Origin of the sequence: Ensifer sp. ENS03 (genome assembly GCF_014852035.1) — a bacterium.
In the GTDB taxonomy this organism is placed as follows: Bacteria; Pseudomonadota; Alphaproteobacteria; order Rhizobiales; family Rhizobiaceae; genus Ensifer; species Ensifer adhaerens.
Genome location: NZ_JACVAV010000002.1, coordinates 71589 through 91772, shown reverse-complemented (window position 1 = coordinate 91772; position 20184 = coordinate 71589). Strand labels below are relative to the sequence as shown.

Annotated in this window: 19 protein-coding genes; 10 read left to right on the top strand and 9 right to left on the bottom strand. The window is 62.8% G+C overall.

The annotated features are described in order from the left end of the window. Positions 1-202: 202 nt before the first annotated feature. Entirely contained in the window at positions 203-1198 is a 996-nt protein-coding gene (locus IB263_RS07100; protein ID WP_192438092.1) for a carbon-nitrogen hydrolase family protein, read from the top strand. Between the two features lie 151 nt (positions 1199-1349). On the opposite strand, the gene IB263_RS07095 is transcribed toward IB263_RS07100, so the two are convergent. Next, positions 1350-2564 (bottom strand): NADP-dependent isocitrate dehydrogenase, encoded by a 1215-nt coding sequence (locus IB263_RS07095; RefSeq protein WP_090293862.1) that lies wholly within the window; start codon positions 2562-2564, stop codon positions 1350-1352. Between the two features lie 278 nt (positions 2565-2842). On the opposite strand from IB263_RS07095, the gene IB263_RS07090 reads away from it, so the two are divergent. The 3 genes from IB263_RS07090 to murI all read left to right on the top strand — a co-directional run bounded on the left by IB263_RS07090 (position 2843) and on the right by murI (position 6546). Continuing rightward, positions 2843-4819 (top strand): FUSC family protein, encoded by a 1977-nt coding sequence (locus IB263_RS07090; protein ID WP_060600756.1) that lies wholly within the window; start codon positions 2843-2845, stop codon positions 4817-4819. Positions 4820-4883: 64 nt separating this feature from the next. Then, positions 4884-5714 (top strand): RNA methyltransferase, encoded by an 831-nt coding sequence (locus IB263_RS07085; RefSeq protein ID WP_060520734.1) that lies wholly within the window; start codon positions 4884-4886, stop codon positions 5712-5714. Beyond that, a complete protein-coding gene (gene murI / locus IB263_RS07080; protein ID WP_034794546.1) occupies positions 5701-6546 on the top strand; it encodes a glutamate racemase in 846 nt (281 codons plus the stop codon). The genes IB263_RS07085 and murI overlap by 14 nt, the downstream gene beginning before the upstream one ends. Positions 6547-6583: 37 nt before the next feature. Here murI and IB263_RS07075 read toward each other — a convergent pair whose 3' ends face one another. Then, positions 6584-6769, bottom strand: a complete 186-nt coding sequence (locus IB263_RS07075) for a hypothetical protein (protein WP_034794543.1) — start codon at positions 6767-6769, stop codon at positions 6584-6586. Positions 6770-7074: 305 nt separating this feature from the next. On the opposite strand from IB263_RS07075, the gene IB263_RS07070 reads away from it, so the two are divergent. Further along, the gene (locus tag IB263_RS07070; RefSeq protein ID WP_060520736.1) at positions 7075-8592 is read left to right on the top strand and encodes an ATP-binding protein; all 1518 of its coding nucleotides are present in this window, start codon (positions 7075-7077) and stop codon (positions 8590-8592) included. 77 nt (positions 8593-8669) lie between these two features. Here IB263_RS07070 and IB263_RS07065 read toward each other — a convergent pair whose 3' ends face one another. Continuing rightward, complete coding sequence (locus IB263_RS07065) at positions 8670-9005, bottom strand: cupin domain-containing protein (protein ID WP_034794649.1); 336 nt, start codon at positions 9003-9005, stop codon at positions 8670-8672. Between the two features lie 117 nt (positions 9006-9122). Here IB263_RS07065 and IB263_RS07060 point away from each other — a divergent pair, with 117 nt between their 5' ends. The 5 genes from IB263_RS07060 (at position 9123) to IB263_RS07040 (ending at position 13428) form a co-directional block, all read left to right on the top strand. Continuing rightward, positions 9123-9650 carry a MarR family winged helix-turn-helix transcriptional regulator gene (locus IB263_RS07060; RefSeq protein WP_192438089.1) on the top strand — a complete coding sequence of 176 codons (528 nt, stop codon included), beginning with the start codon at positions 9123-9125 and terminating at the stop codon, positions 9648-9650. Positions 9651-9877: 227 nt separating this feature from the next. Beyond that, complete coding sequence (rpsD, locus tag IB263_RS07055; RefSeq protein ID WP_034794529.1) at positions 9878-10495, top strand: 30S ribosomal protein S4; 618 nt, start codon at positions 9878-9880, stop codon at positions 10493-10495. 153 nt (positions 10496-10648) lie between these two features. Beyond that, complete coding sequence (locus IB263_RS07050) at positions 10649-11596, top strand: glutaminase (protein ID WP_034794526.1); 948 nt, start codon at positions 10649-10651, stop codon at positions 11594-11596. Positions 11597-11725: 129 nt separating this feature from the next. After that, a complete protein-coding gene (gene ttcA / locus IB263_RS07045; RefSeq protein WP_034794511.1) occupies positions 11726-12607 on the top strand; it encodes a tRNA 2-thiocytidine(32) synthetase TtcA in 882 nt (293 codons plus the stop codon). Then, positions 12604-13428, top strand: a complete 825-nt coding sequence (locus IB263_RS07040) for an inositol monophosphatase family protein (RefSeq protein ID WP_034794509.1) — start codon at positions 12604-12606, stop codon at positions 13426-13428. Before ttcA ends, IB263_RS07040 begins: the two co-directional genes overlap by 4 nt. Before the next feature lie 78 nt (positions 13429-13506). Here the strand turns inward: IB263_RS07040 and IB263_RS07035 are convergent, their stop codons facing one another. The 6 genes from IB263_RS07035 to purL form a co-directional block, all read right to left on the bottom strand. Further along, positions 13507-14799, bottom strand: a complete 1293-nt coding sequence (locus tag IB263_RS07035; protein WP_034794494.1) for a multidrug effflux MFS transporter — start codon at positions 14797-14799, stop codon at positions 13507-13509. An 81-nt stretch (positions 14800-14880) separates the two neighbouring features. Beyond that, positions 14881-16119, bottom strand: a complete 1239-nt coding sequence (locus tag IB263_RS07030; protein WP_034794489.1) for a multidrug effflux MFS transporter — start codon at positions 16117-16119, stop codon at positions 14881-14883. Between the two features lie 474 nt (positions 16120-16593). Then, positions 16594-16932: a Grx4 family monothiol glutaredoxin gene (gene grxD, locus IB263_RS07025; RefSeq protein ID WP_034794485.1), complete on the bottom strand. Its 339-nt coding sequence runs from the start codon at positions 16930-16932 to the stop codon at positions 16594-16596. Positions 16933-17063: 131 nt separating this feature from the next. Further along, positions 17064-17309, bottom strand: a complete 246-nt coding sequence (locus IB263_RS07020) for a hypothetical protein (RefSeq protein ID WP_060520740.1) — start codon at positions 17307-17309, stop codon at positions 17064-17066. Positions 17310-17315: 6 nt separating this feature from the next. After that, the gene (locus tag IB263_RS07015) at positions 17316-17549 is read right to left on the bottom strand and encodes a BolA family protein (protein ID WP_034794447.1); all 234 of its coding nucleotides are present in this window, start codon (positions 17547-17549) and stop codon (positions 17316-17318) included. Between the two features lie 225 nt (positions 17550-17774). After that, a complete protein-coding gene (purL, locus tag IB263_RS07010) occupies positions 17775-20006 on the bottom strand; it encodes a phosphoribosylformylglycinamidine synthase subunit PurL (RefSeq protein WP_192438086.1) in 2232 nt (743 codons plus the stop codon). Positions 20007-20184: the final 178 nt, after the last annotated feature.

Genomic DNA, 20184 nt, shown 5'->3' with positions numbered 1-20184 from the left:
CCGAGCACACACCCGCAATTGACGAATCAGTGTCCGAGCGGCACCTTTTGGTTCGGCGTGGCCTGCGCCGAACCTCCAAAGATCGTCCCCAGCACGATCCTTTCACGGAGGCAAAGGGGCTTCAGTCTCGGGTCGCAATCTCGGTCCCACCGTTTCGGGTCCGGTTGCTGGGGAACTTGCCCGAGACGCGAAAGGCCCTGTGATGACTGAGAACCGAAATTTCAAACGGCGTGTTCGCGCCCGTGCCGCCAAGACCGGCGAATCCTATACAACTGCACTCATGCATCTTCGCCAGGCTTCGGCGGAAGACTTGGTGGCGCAACCAAGATTGCTGCGCCTGGCCGTGGCGCAATCCGGCTATTTCGACGATCCCCGCGATGCGGCGGCACTTCACCATGCCGGCGAAGGGATCCGACACCTGATGCGGGAGGCGCATCGGGCGGGGGCGCGGGTGCTGCATTTCCCCGAGGGCGCGACGTGCTTTCCGAACAAGCGCATCATGTCGACGATCGGTCCGCGCGAAATAGGCCCGTCCGATTGGCGCCGTTTCGAGTGGACGGTTCTGCGCAAAGAGCTTGATGCCATACGGACGTTGGCGCGGGACCTCGGGCTATGGACGGTCCTTGGATCCGTTCACAAGCTCACCGAACCGCATCGCCCGCACAACAGCCTCTATGTGATCTCGGATAAGGGGGCAGTCGCGACACGCTACGATGAGCGCATGCTGTCGAACACCAAGGTCGCGTTCATGTACACGCCCGGAACGATCCCTTTGACGTTCGAGGTCGACGGCGTCCGCTTCGGCTGCGCGCTCGGCATCGAGTGCCACTTTCCCGAGATTTTCGGCGAATACGAACAGCTGAACGTCGATTGCGTGCTGTTTTCGACCTCCGGCGGCGCTCTGGCGAACGACATTGCCTTTGCCGCCGAGGTGCAGGGGCATGCTTCAATCAATCGCTATTGGGCGAGTTTTGCGGTTCTCGCGCAGCCCGGCCTGACGGCTCCTTCAGGGATTGTTTCGCCCGACGGGCAATGGGCGGTCCGATGCAGCGGGGATGGACCATCGATCGTCGTGGCGGATATCGGCAGGGACCCCGTCGATCCGGCCCGGCCATGGCGCCGGAGCGCGAGAGGCGGGATCTACGACCCGCATATCGTCAGCGACGATCCGCGCAGCAGCAGCCGCGACATGTTCTAGCAGTCGCTGCCGGTAGCATGGCCGCGCTCGCCTTGAAGTCGTGCGAGTACCGGCTGCAGTCCGGCGCCGATCCGCGTTCCGGAATTTTCATTGGTCCAAAAAAGAAACCCGGCGCGAGGCCGGGTTTCGTTGTCTCTGGGACTGGAGCCTATCAGGCAGCCATGGCCTTCTGCAGGTTCTCGTCGATCTTGTCGAGGAAGCCGGTGGTCGAGAGCCACGGCTGATCGGGACCGATGAGGAGCGCCAGGTCCTTGGTCATGAAGCCGGCTTCGACGGTGTCGACGCAGACCTTCTCAAGCGTTTCGGAGAACTTTGCGAGTTCGGAATTGCCGTCGAGCTTGGCGCGATGAGCGAGACCACGGGTCCAGGCAAAGATCGAGGCGATCGAGTTGGTCGAGGTTTCTTCGCCCTTCTGGTGCTGGCGGTAGTGGCGGGTAACCGTGCCGTGCGCGGCTTCGGCTTCGACCGTCTTGCCATCCGGCGTCATCAGGACCGAAGTCATCAGGCCGAGCGAGCCGAAGCCCTGGGCGACGATGTCCGACTGCACGTCGCCGTCGTAGTTCTTGCACGCCCAGACGTAGCCGCCGGACCACTTCAGGGCCGAAGCGACCATGTCGTCGATCAGGCGGTGTTCGTACCAGATCTTCAGTTCCTTGAACTTCTCGGCGAATTCGGCGTCGAACACCTGCTGGAAGATGTCCTTGAAGCGACCGTCATAGACCTTGAGGATGGTGTTCTTGGTCGACAGGTACACCGGAACCTTGCGCTGGATACCGTAGTTGAACGACGCGCGCGCGAATTCGGTGATCGAATCGTCCAGGTTGTACATACCCATGGCAACGCCGGCCGACGGTGCGTCGAAGACGTCGTATTCGATTTCCTTGCCGTCTTCACCGACGAACTTCATCGTCAGCTTGCCCTTGCCCGGGAACTTGAAGTCGGTGGCGCGGTACTGGTCGCCGAAGGCGTGACGGCCGACGATGATCGGCTTGGTCCAGCCCGGAACCAGGCGCGGAACGTTCTTGCAGATGATCGGCTCGCGGAAGATGACGCCGCCGAGGATGTTGCGGATCGTGCCGTTCGGCGACTTCCACATCTTCTTCAGCTTGAACTCCTCGACGCGGGCTTCATCCGGCGTGATCGTGGCGCACTTGACGCCGACGCCGTGCTTCTTGATGGCGTTGGCAGCGTCGATCGTTACCTGGTCTTCAGTAGCATCGCGGTTTTCGACGCTGAGGTCGTAATATTCCAGATCGACGTCGAGGTAGGGATGGATCAGCTTGTCCTTGATGAACTGCCAGATGATGCGGGTCATCTCATCGCCGTCGAGTTCGACGACCGGATTGGCGACCTTGATCTTTGCCATGAATATGCCTCGTAGCTTATGCGGGACAGCGGGAGCGATGTCCCTTCCTCTCTGAAAAATCCTGTGCCCTATAGCACTCAGAACCGACAAGGCAAAGCATGCTTGGCTGAAACTTTGGATGGAGGTGGAGACGGACCTCGGACAGCTCTTCGCCACCGCTTTTCGACGCCTGCTTTCGTCGCGCCGGCCTTGCAAAGATCGCATCTGCCGCTATGCAGGAAGAACCGGCGAAGGCGGCGCGCGTCCACAGGCGGCCGCGGGACAGGCAAAGGCTTCCGATGGCACTTCGTTCCCGTATGCGCGATTGGCTTCTTGCCAACGATCCGGCCTTCTCCCGCCTGCGGCAGGCCTCGCGCATCACCGCGACCATCGTCGTTTCCATCCTGCTGCTGATGGCATTTCATTACCTCGTCGCACCGCTGCCGCCGGCCGCCTTCGGGCTTGCGGCGTCGCTGTCGATCGAAGGGGGACTGGCGGTGCGCGATCGCACCATTGCCGGCCAGCGGCTCACCCGCATCATCGCGGTCCTCGTCGGCGTTTCGATGGTCGGGCTTGCGTCGGTTCTCGAGAATCACCGCTACGTTTCCGACGTCGTCTTCCTGCTGATCATCTTTCTCGCGGTCTATGGCCGCTCCTTCGGCCCCCGCGGTTTTGCCGTCGGCATGTTCGCCTTCATGTCCTATTTCACTGGCGCCTATCTGAGGCCAACGCTCGACCAGTTGCCGGCCCTGTTCTTCGGGGCGGCGGTCTCGGCCACCGTCGCGCATCTCGTCCGCACGCGGCTGTTGCCGGATGATCGCTATCGCGACCTCCTGCGCGCAACCGCAAGCGTGCAGCGTCGCGTCGACCAGATGCTGCTGCAACTGGCGGAGATCGCCCGCAAGCCCGTTCTGTCACCGGCCGATCGTCGTCAGCTGCATGCGGCCGAAGAGCGTCTGAAGGAAGCGGTTTTGATGGCGGAAAGCTTCATTCCGACGGAAAACCGGCGGCCGGAACCGCAGCCCGGCCTTACGACCTCCGACCTCGTCATCAACCTCTTCGACCTGCATCTTGCGGCCGAAAGCGTGATGGTCGTCAGCTTCCAATCGATGCCGCCGCCGGCACTGGTGGAGGCGATGGTGGCGCGCGACGGCGGGCGGATCGACGCGGAGATCGCGCGGCTCGGCGATGCCGCTCCGCGCCGCGAAGAAACGGTGAAGGCGCTGCTGTGGCTGCGCAACGTCCGGCAAAGGCTCGCCCGAAGCCTTGCAAAGCTGACGCCGGCCGATCTGGAAGAGCCGCCACTGCACTTGAGCGGCGTTGCCGCCCGCTGGAGGCCGTCGCTGAACGATCCCGCCTTGAAGGCGGCGATCCAGATCACGCTCGCTTCTGGTATCGCCATGGTGTTCGGGTTGATGCTGTCGCGGGAACGTTGGTTCTGGGCGGTGCTTGCGGCGTTTCTCGTCTTCACCAACACGCGCTCGCGCGGCGATACGGCGGTCAAGGCGCTGCAGCGCTCGGCCGGCACCCTGTTTGGCATTGTGGTCGGCATCATCGTCGGCACGCTGGTAGCCGGCAATATCTACCTGGTGCTGCCGCTCAGCGCACTTTGCGTCTTTCTCGCCTTCTATTTCCTCGCCGTCTCCTATGCGACGATGACCTTCTTCATCTCCGTCGTTCTGTCGCTGGTCTATAGCCTGATGGGCGTGCTGAGCCCGCATCTGCTGCAACTGCGCCTGGAGGAAACCATGATCGGCTCGATCGCCGGTGCGGCGGTCGCCTTCGTCGTGTTTCCGACGCGCACCCGCACGACGCTCGATGCCGCCGTCGCAACCTGGTGCGACGAACTCAAGGGCCTGCTGCAGGCGGCGCGGGACGGGGCATCGGGTCTGGTGCTCATTACCCGCTCGCAGGCGCTCGACCGCGCCTATCGTGACCTGGCCGCCGCCGCAAAGCCGCTCGGGCTTCCCTGGCAGTTGGTGACGCGTCCCGGTCATGTGCGCCAGACGCTGGCGATCTTCATGGCCTGCACCTACTGGGCACGGGTTTTCGCGCGGCGTGTCGGCACGGATGCGGCGCTGGAAGGAACCGATTTCAAGGCGGACATCGACGCCAATCTCGCGCTCGTCCAGACGGTGCGCGACAAGGCCTCGGCCTATTTCTACCAGGTTGGCCGGATCGGTGCGCCGGTCGATCGCCACCTGCCGATTTCGAAGGACGATGCGGAGCTTGGTCTGGAAATGATCGGCGTGTCTCTCAACCGGCTTCATTTGTAGTGGACTTTAATTTCGCCCGCATTTGTGCAAGGGAAACGCCGAACGAAAGGCGAAGGCTAAGGAAATGGCAGGAACGAACAGCGAGCGCGAACTTCTGGCGGAAGGACCGGCGATCATTCTCGCCTATCCGCAGCTCGGCGAAAACATCGGTATGGTCGCCCGCGCGATGGCGAATTTCGGCCTGGCGGAGCTTCGGCTCGTCAATCCGCGCGACGGCTGGCCGAGCGAAAAGGCGAGGTCGGCCGCAAGCCGTGCCGACCACGTGATCGACGCTGCCAAGCTCTATGGTTCGGTCGAAGAGGCGATCGCCGATCTCAACTTCGTCTATGCCACGACCGCCCGCGACCGCGATGGCTACAAGCCGGTGCGTTCGCCGATCGTCGCGGCGCGCACGCTCCGGCAGCGCTTCCAGACCGGAGAGAAAACCGGCATCCTGTTCGGACGCGAGCGCACGGGCCTCACCAACGAAGAGGTGGCCCTGGCCGACGAGATCGTGACCTTTCCGGTCAATCCCGCTTTCGCCTCGCTCAATCTCGCCCAGGCCGTGCTTCTGATGTCCTATGAGTGGCTGAAGACCGGCATGGAGTCTGAGGACCAGACCTCGTTCCAGGCGATCGAGCAGCGGCCGGCGACCAAGGAACACCTGCAGGGTCTGTTCGAGCATGTCGAGGAAGCGCTTGAGGCGCGCAACTACTTCCGTTCCGCCGACAAAAAGCCGAAATTGGTCGAGAACCTGCGCGCGGTTCTGACCAGGCCGTCCTTTACCGAATCCGAAATCCAGGTGCTGCGCGGCGTCATTTCTTCGCTCGACCGGTTCACGCGGGAAAACCCGCGCGGCTCCGGCGCTCCGGGCGAACACAGCAGGAAAGCGCGAGACAAAGGTGACAGCGAGTGAACTGAAACCCATCCTCGTCTTCGACAGCGGCATCGGTGGCTTGACCGTGCTGCGTGAGGCGAGGGTGCTGATGCCCGAGCGGCATTTCATCTATGTCGCCGACGATGCCGGCTTTCCCTATGGCGGCTGGGAAGAGGCGGCGCTGAAAGAGCGCGTGATCGCGCTCTTCGGCCGGCTGCTTTCCGAGCATGATCCGGAAATCTGCGTGATCGCCTGCAACACCGCCTTCACGCTGGTCGGCGCCGATCTGCGCGCGGCCTTTCCTCAGATGACCTTTGTGGGCACGGTGCCCGCGATCAAGCCGGCGGCAGAGCGCACACGCTCCGGCCTCGTTTCGGTGCTGGCGACCCCGGGTACCGTCAAGCGGGCCTATACGCGCGATCTCATCCAGTCCTTCGCCAGCCAATGCCATGTGCGGCTCGTCGGCTCCGAAAACCTCGCCAAGATGGCGGAGGCCTATATCCGCGGCGAGAAACTGGACGACGAAACGGTACTAGCCGAGATCGCACCGTGTTTCGTCGAGATGGACGGCAGGAAGACCGATATCGTCGTGCTTGCCTGCACGCACTATCCCTTCATGGCGAACGTCTTCCGCAGGCTGGCACCCTGGCCGGTCGATTGGCTGGATCCGGCGGAAGCGATTGCCAGACGGGCGCGTTCGCTCGTGCCGCAGCCAAACGGCTTCGAGCCGCTGAACGGCCAGGACCCGGCGATCTTCACCTCCGGCAAACCGGATTTCGCCACCCGGCGGCTGATGCAGGGCTTTGGCCTGACGGTGGCACTTGATGCCATCGGGGAAAAGCGAGCAGGGCATGCCGAAGCGATCGGGTAGTGCCCCGTTCATGCGTTCCTATGGCCGGCACGGCGCTTTAAAAGAAGATCGCCAGCAACAGGCCGATCAGAACAGCTAGCACGCAGGCGGCGCGAAAGCGCATGCGGCTGGCGCGTTCGGCGTCGTCTTTCGAGGCGACCCGTTGCGTGTCCTTGTAAGCATCGCGCATACGGCGATCGAGATTGTTCAGTTCCATCTGCTGCGCTGTTTCGTGGTGCTGCATTCCTGCCCCGGGCAAATAGCTTCGACCAAATCGCATATGGGCGTCCGTGCCTTCTCGCAAAAGTACGACATTCAACTTTATATTGCGACCACCAGATTCTACATCTGGTTCTTTTCCGGGGAGACTTTCCTAAGCGTATTCCCTGTGGGTTATGTGCGCCGACGGCAGGATTTCCGGGAAATCCGTGCTAGGTGTCGCCCGATAGGCGGTCTCCGCGTGATCGCGAATCAATCAAGAGTATTCAGGCACAGTGCGCAACGGTATCGCATCCGGACCTGCGTAAGATTTAACATGACGAGGTGGAAATGAAGGTCGGCATCGACATGGGAGCGACGTCCGAAGGGACATCGGCCTCGCTCGATATCGAGGAGCTTCTGGCCACCCGTCTCTTGGTGCAGGGCAATTCCGGTTCGGGCAAGTCGCATCTGTTGCGCCGGCTGCTGGAACAGTCCGCGCCATGGGTGCAGCAGTGCATCATCGATCCCGAGGGTGATTTCGTCACGCTCGCCGACAAGTTCGGCCATGTCGTGGTCGAGGGTGAACGCACCGACGCCGAGCTGATCGGCATTGCGAACCGCATTCGCCAGCATCGTGTTTCCTGCGTGCTCTCGCTTGAAGGTCTCGATATCGAGCAGCAGATGCGCAATGCCGGCGTGTTCCTGAACGCCATGTTCGATGCGGATCGCGAGTTCTGGTATCCGGTGCTGGTCGTCGTCGACGAGGCGCAGATGTTTGCGCCGTCGGTTGCCGGCGACGTCACCGAAGAGGTGCGCAAGATTTCGCTCGGCGCCATGACCAACCTGATGTGCCGCGGCCGCAAACGCGGCCTTGCCGGAGTGATCGCCACGCAGCGCCTGGCGAAGCTCGCCAAGAACGTGGCGGCGGAAGCCTCGAACTTCCTGATGGGCCGCACCTTCCTCGACATCGATATGCTGCGCGCCGCCGATCTGCTCGGTATGGACCGGCGCACGGCGGAAATGTTCCGCGACCTCAAGCGCGGTTCCTTCGTCGCGCTTGGCCCGGCGCTGTCGCGCCGGCCGCTCAAGGTGACGATCGGCGCGGTCGAGACCTCGGCGCGCTCGACGAGCCCGAAGCTGATGCCGCTGCCCGAGGCGCCGCAGGACGTCGAGGATCTGATCTTCACGCCGGATCCGGAGGAGCTGACGCGGCCGATCATGCGCCGCGCCGTTGCGCCGCCGCGCCCGACGACCGACATCCTGGCCGAGCTCTCCCGCCCGCGGCCCGAGCCTGCCGCGCCGGTCGAGGCAAGGCAGGCGCAGCCGGAACTTTCCGCCGAGGAAAAAGAGAGCCTGCTCGACAGCGTCTTTGTCGAAATCCTCAGCAATCCGGAAGCAGCCTTCCGCCCCGATGCAGAACTGTTCCAGGATTTTCTGGTGCGATGCCGTATTCGCCGGCTGCCATCCGGTGCAGCCCTGTCGCTGAGCGCCTTCCGCCGCAAGATGGCCGTCGCGCGCTCCGGCATCGACGCGGAGACGGCGGCAACGGAAACCTGGGCGCAGGCCTTGCAGCTTGCCGATCGCGTTACCGAGGACTTGCAAGCCGTGTTCCTGATGATGGCGCAGGCGGCCGTCCGCAGCCTGCCGTGCCCTTCCGACGCGATGATCGCGCGCGCCTATGGCACGCACTCCGCAAGGCGGGCCCGCCGTCTGCTCGGCTACTTCGAGGAGCATGGGTTGATCGTCATCCATGCGGATTTTGCCGGAAAGCGCATCGTCGCGTTCCCGGACCTTGGCAGCGAGACCGCTCCAGGCGACGCCAACGGGCCGGATGTGACGGCTGCGGCTGCCGCTGCGGCGGAGTGAACCTCGACCTTTCGCGTAAAGGCATCAGCTATTCCGACCACGCTCAGACGGCGCTGGCGCGTTACGGTGTCGTGGCGTCAGACCCATTCCTGGATAACGTGATCGGATGCGTGGATGCAGGTCATCTGCAGGCGGCCGGTGCCGGTATTGACGAAGCGGTGCGGCGTCTCCGGATCGACGACGATGATATCGCCGGCCTTACCCATGATCTTCTGCTCTCCGACGGTGAACTCCGCTTCGCCCGAGTGCACGATCCATGTTTCCGGATAGGGATGAACGTGAAGGGCAGGCCCCTGGCCAGGCTCGGCATCCATCAGGAACAGCGAGATCGGCGTGCCGAATTGCCCACCTTCAAACAGGATGGTGCGGTTTGGGCTCTGCTTCTGTTCTGTAAGGGGAATGACATGAAACATGCTGGCCTCCATCGTCGTCCGGGTTGGCTTCCCAACGGGAATGAATTATCTTCACGAGAAGATATTATCCGAAACTATCTTCTCGTCAAGATATATTGACCGATGCCGAGGTGAACGATGCAGAACGAGAATGAGGGAAGGGACCATGTGGACCGTCTGCAAGCGCAGTGGGCGGCCGAACTGCCCGACCTGAATACCGAGCCTATGGCCATCCTCGGGCGCGCCTACCGGCTTTCCAATCTGGTGCGCCCTTCGATCGAGGAGACCTTCGCCTCTTTCGGCATCGACCGCGGCGAGTTCGACGTGATCTCGACGCTGCGGCGATCCGGCCCGCCTTACCGGCTGACGCCGACGGATCTCTATACGCTGCTGATGATTTCGTCCGGTGGACTGACGCACCGGCTCGACCGGCTGCAGAAGGCAGGATTGATCCAGCGGGAACGCTCGGCGTCCGACGGCCGCAGCAGCGTCGTCGGGCTGAGGGAAAAGGGAATAGCCCTTGCGGAAACCGCCTTTCGCGCCGACATGGCGAGCGAGTCGCGCTACCTCGAGGTGCTGAGCAAGGAAGACCGCACGGCGCTGGCGGCGCTCCTCAGGAAACTGCTGATTTCGTTGGAGCAAGCGCCACCGAGTGATCCGGCCTGATCAACGGCTGTTTGTCACGATTTCGTTTGACAACAGCAGCCGGACCCACTAAAGCCGCCCCAACGCCGGGCAGAAATGTCCGGTGTTTCATTTGACATGTCCCGTGGCTTCTCCGTCTGCGTGATCGTGAGAAACCTGTCAGAGCCCCGAAAATGGGTTCAGAGGAGGGCGTGTTTCCTTGATCCGGTTTGGAAGCAGGCCGGTGTAACTGTTTGAAAGGAAATGCGATGAGCAAGCGCGAATCGTCCAAGTACAAAATTGACCGCCGTATGGGCGAAAACATCTGGGGCCGTCCGAAGTCCCCGGTAAACCGCCGCGAATACGGCCCGGGCCAGCACGGCCAGCGCCGCAAGTCCAAGCTCTCGGACTTCGGTGTACAGCTGCGCGCCAAGCAGAAGCTCAAGGGCTACTACGGCGACATCCGCGAGAAGCAGTTCCGCGCGATCTTCGCCGAAGCTGACCGCCGCAAGGGTGACACCCCGGAAAACCTGATCGGCCTGCTCGAATCGCGCCTCGACGCGATCGTCTACCGCGCCAAGTTCGTTCCGACGGTCTTTGCTGCCCGTCAGTTCGTCAACCACGGCCACGTCAAGGTCAACGGCGTCCGCGTCAACATCGGTTCCTACCGTTGCAAGCCGGGCGACGTCATCGAAGTCAAGGAAAAGTCCAAGCAGCTCGTAACCGTTCTCGAATCGGTTTCGCTCGCTGAACGCGACGTTCCGGACTACATCGAAGCCGATCACAACAAGATGGTCGCGACCTTCGTCCGCGTACCGGTTCTCTCCGACGTGCCTTACGCCGTCGTCATGGAACCGCACCTGGTCGTCGAATTCTATTCGCGTTAATCCGAGGCTCTCGCCTTGTGACGTTTCGAAAGCCGCCCGGAAACGGGCGGCTTTTTTGTCAGTGCCGAGCAGCATCCGCGCTACCGCGGATCCCAGCGAATAAGCGCCTTATCGTCGCCTCGATCCGAAGGCGATGACCAAGAGGGAAGCCCGATGCCCGAAGAGCAGAAGCCGCAGGATCTGCAGGCGATCATCGACGACATTCATCGGGAGCTGAGCCCGCGGTTCGGCCAGGGCAAGGTCGCCGACTACATTCCACAGCTCGCGCGCGTGGACGCCAAGCATTTCGGCATGGCGATCGTGACCACAGGCGGCCAGATCTATCGCGTCGGCGATGCCGAGGTGCCGTTCTCGATCCAGAGCGTCTCCAAGGTCTTCACGCTGACGCTGGCGCTCGGCAAACACGGCGAGAACATCTGGCACCGTGTCGGCCGCGAGCCCTCAGGCTCCGCCTTCAACTCGATCGTCCAGCTCGAGCAAGAGGGCGGAAAGCCGCGCAACCCCTTCATCAATGCCGGCGCCATCACCATCAGCGACCTGATCCTTGCCGGCCATACGCCGCGGGAACTGATCGGCGAGATCGTGCAGTTCGTCCGCTATCTCGCCGACGACGACCAGATCGTCATCGACCATGAGGTCGCGCGTTCGGAGACGGCCACCGGTTACCGGAACTTCGCGCTTGCCAATTTCATGCGCTCCTTCGGCAAGCTCGACCACCCCGTCGACCACGTGCTCGGCGTCTATTTCCATCACTGCGCGCTTTCCATGACCTGCAGCCAGCTTGCGAAAGCCGGGCTGTTTCTGGCCGCCGGCGGCAGCAATCCGCTGACCGGCCATAACGTCGTCTCGCGCCAGCGGGCGCGGCGCATCAACGCACTGATGCTGACCTGCGGCCACTATGACGGCTCAGGCGATTTTGCCTATCGCGTCGGCCTGCCGGGAAAGAGCGGCGTCGGCGGCGGCATTCTGGCGGTGGCGCCTGGCAAGGCGTCGGTTGCCGTCTGGTCGCCTGGCCTCAACGAAAACGGCAATTCGCTGCTCGGATCGCTGGCGCTCGAAATGCTCGCGGCGCGCACTGGCTGGTCGGTCTTCGGTCCCTGAACTCCTCCGACAAGGGCGATCTGCACTGTGCGGCCGATTTCCCTTGATCTTGACGGCTGGAGCGGGCAAGTGCTGGCCCAAGATTAGCCGGGCGCCGGTTGCGCCTGCCTGCCGCACAGGATCCCCGCCATGGACCTTTCGCTCAACGCGTCGCAAGACCAGGCCGAAACCATTTTTGAGACCGAAATCGACGCCGGCGCGCATCCGTTGTTCAGCCGTATGCCGTCCTCCGTCTCGTTTAACAAGCTGCGCAAGCGCCTTCTTCGCCAGACCCGCCAGGCGCTCGACGACTTCGGCATGCTGAAGGGCGCCAAGCGCTGGCTGATCGGTCTTTCCGGCGGCAAGGACAGCTACAGCCTGCTGGCGCTGCTCATGGACCTGCAATGGCGCGGGCTGCTGCCGGTGGAGCTCATTGCCTGCAACCTCGACCAGGGCCAGCCGAACTTCCCCAAGCACATCCTGCCGGAATACCTGGCATCGATCGGCGTCAAGCATCGCATCGAGTATCGCGACACCTACTCGATCGTGAAAGAGAAGGTGCCGACGGGGGCGACCTACTGTTCGCTCTGTTCGCGGCTGCGCCGCGGCAACCTCTATCGCATCGCCCGTGAAGAGGGCTGCGACGCGCTGGTGCTCGGCCACCACCGCGAGGACATTCTCGAAACCTTCTTCATGAACTTCTTCCACGGCGGCCGGTTGGCTTCGATGCCGGCAAAGCTCTTGAACGACGAGGGCGACCTGATGCTGCTTCGGCCACTCGCCTATGCGGCCGAGGACGATCTCGCCAAGTTCGCGGCGGCCATGGAGTTTCCGATCATCCCGTGCGACCTCTGCGGCTCGCAGGACGGCCTCGAGCGCAATGCGATGAAGGCGATGCTGGCCGATATTGAGCGACGCATGCCGGGTCGCAAGGACACGATGCTGCGGGCGCTTGGCCACGTGAACCCATCGCACCTGCTCGATCCCAAGCTGTTCGATTTCCAGTCCCTCACACCGGAGCCCAAAGAATGAGCCATTCCGTCGACATAGCCGGCCTTGCCAATCTGCTGCAGGAAGCGGCGGTCAAAGAGATCCTGCCGCGGTTCCGCAATCTTGAAGCCGGCGACGTCAGGGTGAAATCGGAAGCGATCGACCTCGTAACCGAAGGCGACGAGGCGGCCGAACGGCTGATCAAGGCACGCATCGAAGACGTCGCGCCGGGCGCACTTTTCGTCGGCGAAGAATCGGTTGCAGCCGACCCGGCGCTGCTCGACAAGCTCGCCGATGCCGATCTCGCCGTCGTCGTTGACCCGATCGACGGCACCTTCAATTTCGCCGCCGGCGTGCCGCTCTTCGGGGTTATGGCAAGCGTCGTCGCCAAGGGCGAGACGGTTGCCGGCATCATCTACGATCCGCTCGGCAACGACTGGGTGATCGCCGAGAAGGGCTCGGGCGCCTGGATGTGCCGCGCCAATGGATCGCAGGAGCGGCTCTCGGTCACCGCAGGCGTGCCGCTCGAGGCCATGGTCGGCGGTGCCTCGACCGGTTTTTACAAGCAGGAAGCACGCCGCGAAGTCATGGCCAACATGGCCAAGGTTCGCATTGCCACCAGCTACCGCTGCGCCGCGCATGAATATCGCATGCTTGCCGGCGGTCACATCCACTTCCTGATGTACCAGAAGCTGATGCCGTGGGACCACCTGGCCGGCACGCTGATTTCGCAGGAAGCCGGCGCCTATGCCGCCCGCTTCGACGGCTCGCCCTATCTGCCGTCCCATCTCAATGGCGGCCTGCTGCTTGCCACCGACAAGGAGAGCTGGGAGACGCTGCGCCGCGAGGTCTTCACGGTCTAAGCCGTTCGAAGCAGCCCAAAATACAAAGCCCGCCCGGATTGCTCCGGGCGGGCTTTTTGTTTGCCTTACGGCGGCCGGTTACATATGGCCGCCGCCGTGATCCATGCTGACGTCCTTGTCGCCGGGATGGGTGAAGAGCTTGCCTTTCTCGGCCCAGAGCGTTGCCAGGATGGTCAGGGCCCCGAAGAGGGCGAAGCCGCCGAACAGCGGCTGCAGCGTGCCATTGAAGAGCTGGCCGACTGCGCCGCCGATGAGCGCGCCACCGGTCGTCGAGACGAAGCCGGTGATCGCCGTAGCGGTGCCGGCAAGGTGGCCCATCGGCTCCAGGCTGATCGCGGTGAAGTTCGTCGCGATGACGGCGAAGAACATCAGGAGCACCGAGAACATCAGATAGCTGACGACGAAGGCCGGCGTGCCGGAGAGCGACATCACGAAGCCCGCGACCGAGATCAGCGTAAACAGGATCATCGAGACATGCGAGATGCGGCGCATGCCGAAGCTGCGGACGAAGAAGCCGTTGGCGAAGTTGGCGACAGCAATCCCGCCGGCCGTACCTGCAAAGGCGATCGGCAGCCAGTCACCGAGGCCGTAGACCTCGCCGAAGATCTGCTGGACCGTGACGATGTAGGCGCAGATGACGGCGGTAAACATCGTCATGCCGATCATGTAGCCGCAAGTGATGCGGTTGGTGAGAACGGTCTTGAAACCCGACGCGACCGCACCGACGGAGAGCGGCATGCGCTCTTCGCGCGGCAGGGACTCCTTCATGCGGGAAAAGGCCCAGACGAAGAGGATCGCGCCGATGACGCCGATCAGGATGAAGATCCAGTGCCAGTTGGCATAGAGGATGACGAGCTGGCCGATCGAGGGGGCGACGATCGGCACGATCATGAAGACAATCATCACATAGGACATGACGCGCGCCATTTCGCGGCCGCCGAAGCAGTCGCGCACGATCGCCATGGTGGTGATGCGGATGGCCGCAGCACCGATGCCCTGGATGAAGCGCAGGATCAGCAGCGTCTCGAAGCTCTGGGTGAGGGCGGCGGCAAACATCGACACGGTGAAGAAGGCGAGGCCGCCGAGCAGCACCTTGCGGCGGCCAAAGGCATCAGACAGGCTGCCGAAGAAGATCTGCGAGATGCCGAAGCCGAGGAAGAAGACGCCGATCACCAGCTGGCTGTCGTTGGTGTTGGCGACGTTCAGCGACTGGCCGATTGCCGGCAGAGCCGGCAGCATGCTGTCGATGGCGATGGCGACGCTCGCCGTCATGACGGCGATGGTGATGATGAATTCGACGATGCCCATGTTGAGGCGCTCGGCCCCCGAGACCCCGTCGACATGTTCGGATTGATTGGTGATGGTGGACATTGGGAAAACCCGTAAATTCAATCTTTGGAAAAGGCTGGCCGGCGGTTTAGAACGCGACAGCGACAGTTGGCGCTTTAGAGATCAGCCGGCCGGCTGATGGTGCGGTTTGAACAGCTTGCCGCGTTCGGCGATGAGCACGAAGACGAGGCCGATGGCCGCGACGGTGAAGTAGCCGGTGGCAAGCGGGGTGGCCGTTCCGTCGAAGGACTGGCCGATGAAGGCTCCGATCACGCTCCCGCCGATCGTCTGCATGAAGCCGAGAACCGAGGACGCCGTGCCGGCGACATGGCCGAGCGGCTCCATGGCCATGGCGTTGAAGTTTGGCGCGATCAGCCCGAACTGGAACATCGTGGCGCAATAGAGGACCACGAAGGCCGGGAAGGGCAGCGGCGCATAGAGCGAGGCCGACATCCAGATGAAGCTTGCGAGCGTAAAGCCGCAGAGGGCCGCATGGGACAACGGCCGCATGCCGAAGCGGCGGACGAGGCGGGAGTTGGTAAAGGAAGCGACCGCCATCATACTCGCGAAAGCCGCAAAGACAAGCGGAAACCACACGCCCAGATCGTAGACACCGACCAGCACCTGCTGCGCCGAGTTGATGAAGCCGAAAAGCGCGCCAAGGATAACCGAGGTCGCGAGCGTATAAAGCAGCGACAGCCGGTTGGTCAGCACGATGCGGAAACCGCTGAGGATTACCGACGGCGTGAAGGCGCGGCGGTGGGCCGGATCAAGCGTTTCGCCGAGCTTCGACAGCACGATCGCGATGTTCATAACCGCATAAAGCGCGACGATGACAAAGATCATATGCCATTCGGCAAAGCTGATGATGAGCTGGCCGATCGACGGGGCGATCACAGGCACGATCATGAACACCATCATGACCAGCGACATCACCTCGGCCATCTGCCGGCCGCCATAGACGTCGCGGACGATCGAGATGGTGATGACGCGCGTGGCAGCCGCACCCGCGCCCTGCATGAAGCGAAGGGCGAGCATGAGGCCGAAGGTCGGCACCATGGCAATTGCCACCGCACAGACGGCATAAAGGGCAAGGCCCGCCAGAAGCGGCGGCTTGCGCCCGAACCGGTCCGACAGTGGGCCGAAGAACAGCTGCGCCACGCCCATGCCGAGCAGGTAGGCGGTGATGATGTATTGCCGCTCGTTTTCCGACGCCACGCCCAGGCTGGCCCCGATTTCCTGGAGGCCCGGCAGCATGATGTCGATCGAAATCGCGTTCGTCGCCATCAGTGTGGCCATCAGCGCGATGAACTGGAATTTCGTGAGGCCGGGCAGGGCATCGTCGTTGGTCGTGCTTGTCATTTCAAAAGTCCTAGCGGCGCGGTGGGCGCCAAGCGAAACAGGTCTGGGTCCGGACCGCTCCGGAAAAAGAAGGATGTCGGCTGGCTAAATGCCGGTCGGCACAGGGATGTCAGGCGGGAGCGACCGGGAAGCCGCACCACATGGACCGGGCCTGCAGGAAGCGGCGGGAGAATCGATCGGCAGCGACGGGTCATTTCCGTGCCGGGAGGCCGGAGCGGGAACCGCTGCTGCTTATGCCGAACGATCGCGACTGCTTCATGACAGGCCGAAAATGCGGCCCCAGGCCTCGCTGCAGAACGCCGGAAACGTTTCAGGAAGGAAGCCTGCTTTCACAAACATTCAAACGGTCATTGCGCGAACCAAGCGCGCAAAGCCTTTGGGAAGACAACGAAAATCGAGATCCGGACGAGACGTCCGAATCAAAAAAGGCGGTTGCCCGCCTTCTCCGATGGATCGGGACAAGGCGTCCTTGAGTTAGGCGACAGCGCCCTTGACGGCGATACCCTGCTCCGAAAGGTGGGACTGAAGTTCGCCGGCCTGGAACATCTCACGCACGATGTCGCAACCGCCGACGAATTCGCCCTTGACGTAGAGCTGCGGGATCGTCGGCCAGTTGGAATAGTCCTTGATGCCCTGGCGCAGGTCCGCGTCGGCGAGCACGTTGATGCCCTTGTAGTCGACGCCGATGTAGTCGAGAATCTGGACCACCTGACCGGAGAAGCCACACTGCGGGAACTGCGGCGTACCCTTCATGAAGAGCACCACATCGTTCGTCTTGACTTCGTTGTCGATGAATTCGTGAATTCCGCTCATCCTGTCTTCCTTCCTGCGCCGGCTTCAAGGGCCGGATATCGATTGGGTCTTAGATAGCATGCATATTGGTGATTTTCACCACCCAATCGCAACAAATATTGATGGGCCTCAAGATGTGGTTTTAATACCACTCAAGCCGTGCGGCGCCGCGTCTTGCTGCGCGCCGCCGAGGTTTTCCGCCGGCTGACCTGTTTCTTCGCCGGCTTGCGGATGGCGGCTTCAAGGATATCCGCGAGGATGCCGCCGCCAGAGGCCGCCGGCCGCGTCCGGCGCTTCGTCCGCTTGGTGGTCGTGCGCTTGACGCCGGTCTTCCTCAGAATTTCCTTGAGCGCGCTGTCAACGACGCCGCTGACGAGTTCCTTGATCAGGTCAGCCACGCCAGCTTACTCCGGCGCGCTCGTCTGAAGTGCCAGGGCATGCAGCACGCCGCCCATATTGCCCTTCAGTGCGTTGTAGACCATCTGGTGCTGTTGCACGCGGCTTTTGCCACGAAACGCCTCGGCCACGACTTCGGCGGCATAGTGGTCGCCGTCACCGGCCAGATCGCGGATCGTGACCTTGGCTCCGGGAATCCCCGCCTTGATCATGTCTTCGATGTCGCCTGGTGTCATGGGCATGATACGCCAACTCCCTTTTTATTCTGCAACGTCAGCAGCCTGCCGACGTTGTCCATGAAACAAAGGAACCACGATTCAGGGGCGGAACGCAATTGCTGAATTGGGTGAGGGAGGGCAGTTGCCAGCGCCGACACGATCAAATGATCGCCCTCGGCGGCGCCTGCAAGCAGGCACGCAACAGAGATGACGGGAGCCGCAGAAAGTGCGGCTCCCATCATCGATCTCTCAGTTTTCAGGCGCGAGGTCGCCCTGCATGAAGTCCGGGAACCAGCCTTCATGGGCGGCGCGGAGATCCGCAACCGAGACGGCCTTGGCGTCGCCAAGCTTGACGGCGTCGCCGCCGGTCTTGCCGATGACGGGGAGCGAGACGCCGGCAGCCTTGGCACGAGCGGCAACCGCGTCGAGCGCGCCGGCGGCAACCGTCACGACGTAGCGACCCTGGTCTTCGCCGTAGAAGGTCGCGATCGGATCATGGCCGGCAACAGCGTCGACCGAGGCGCCGATGCCCGAAGCCATCGCCATTTCGGCAACGGCAAGTGCCAGGCCGCCCGACGAGCAATCGTGCACGGCGGTTACAAGACCGTCGACGATCAGGCCGCGGACGAAGTCGCCAACCTTGCGCTCATGCACCAGATCGACATGGGGCGCCGGGCCATCGGTGCGGCCGTGAACGTCGCGCATATAGACCGACTGGGCGATGTGCGAGCCGAGACCGGCCGGCGCGCCGGCGACGAGGATCGTTTCGCCTTCAGCGGCAAAGCGGATGCGCGCCATCTTCGACCAGTCCTTGATCAGGCCGACACCGCCGATGGTCGGGGTCGGCAGGATCGCCTGGCCGTTTGTCTCGTTGTAGAGCGAGACGTTGCCCGACACGATCGGGAAGTCGAGTGCGGTGCAGGCTTCTCCGATGCCCTTGATGGCATGAACCAGCTGGCTCATGATCTCAGGGCGTTCCGGGTTGCCGAAATTGAGGTTGTCGGTGGCTGCCAGCGGCAGCGATCCGGTTGCCGTCAGGTTGCGCCAGCATTCGGCGACCGCCTGCTTGCCGCCTTCGTAAGGATCGGCTTCGACGTAGCGCGGCGTCACGTCGGAGGAGAAGGCAAGCGCCTTGGAGGCATGACCTTCGACGCGCACGACACCGGCGTCGCCGCCCGGCAGCTGCAGCGAGTTGCCCTGGATCAGCGTGTCGTACTGCTCGTAAACCCAGCGGCGCGACGAATTGTTGGCCGAACCGACGAGCTTGACGAGCGAGTCGGCGACGTCGGCTGCCGGAATGTCGTTGGTTGCGAGCGGTGCCGCGGTCTTGGCCGGGGTCCAGGGACGATCATATTCCGGAGCTTCGTCGCCCAGTTCCTTGATCGGCAGGTTCGCAACCTCTTCGCCCTGGTGCAGGATACGGAAGCGCAGGTCGTCGGTCGTCTTGCCGACGATTGCGAAATCGAGGCCCCACTTGACGAAGATCGCTTTGGCGACCTCTTCCTTGGCGGGCTCGAGCACCATGAGCATGCGCTCCTGGCTTTCCGACAGCATCATTTCATAGGCGGTCATGCGCTCTTCGCGCACCGGAACGGTGTCGAGGTCGAGCTCGATGCCGAGGTCGCCCTTGGCGCCCATTTCGACGGCCGAGCAGGTGAGGCCGGCTGCACCCATGTCCTGGATGGCGATGACGGCGCCGGTCGTCATCAGCTCGAGGCAGGCTTCGAGCAGGCACTTTTCGGTGAAGGGGTCGCCGACCTGAACGGTCGGGCGCTTCTCTTCGATCGACTCGTCGAACTCGGCGGACGCCATGGTCGCGCCACCGACGCCGTCGCGGCCGGTCTTCGCACCGAGATAAACGACCGGAAGGCCGACGCCTTCGGCCTTGGAGTAGAAGATGGCATCGCTCTTGGCGAGGCCGGCGGCAAAGGCGTTGACCAGAATGTTGCCGTTATAGCGGGCATCAAACTCGACTTCGCCGCCGACGGTCGGAACGCCAAAGGAGTTGCCGTAGCCGCCGACACCGGCAACGACGCCGGAAACGAGGTGGCGGGTCTTCGGGTGGTCGGGCGAACCGAAGCGCAGCGCGTTCATCGCTGCGACGGGACGGGCACCCATGGTGAAGACGTCGCGCAGGATGCCGCCGACGCCCGTTGCCGCGCCCTGGTAGGGCTCGATATAGGACGGGTGGTTGTGGCTTTCCATCTTGAAGACGACGCAGTCGCCGTCATCGATGTCGACCACGCCGGCGTTTTCGCCCGGGCCCTGGATGACGCGCGGCCCCTTGGTCGGCAGCGTGCGCAGCCACTTCTTGGAAGACTTGTAGGAGCAGTGCTCGTTCCACATGGCCGAGAAGATGCCGAGCTCGGTGAAGGTCGGCTCGCGCCCGATCAGGCCGAGGATGCGCTCGTATTCGTCAGGCTTCAGCCCGTGCGATGCGATGAGGTCCGGGGTGATGGGGCGGGTGTTGGAAATCGTCATCGTCGACCGTCAAATCCTTCGGGCGGCGCGCAATCCACTAATGAGGAATATGGCGCGTGCGAACCGCAACAGAAACAGGGGGCGCTTTGCGGCTTCTTTAACCTATGCTGCGGCGCGGCGCGACAGAAAAATACGGGCGATCAACAGCGGTTGATGCCCGTATGAAGCTTTGTTGAGC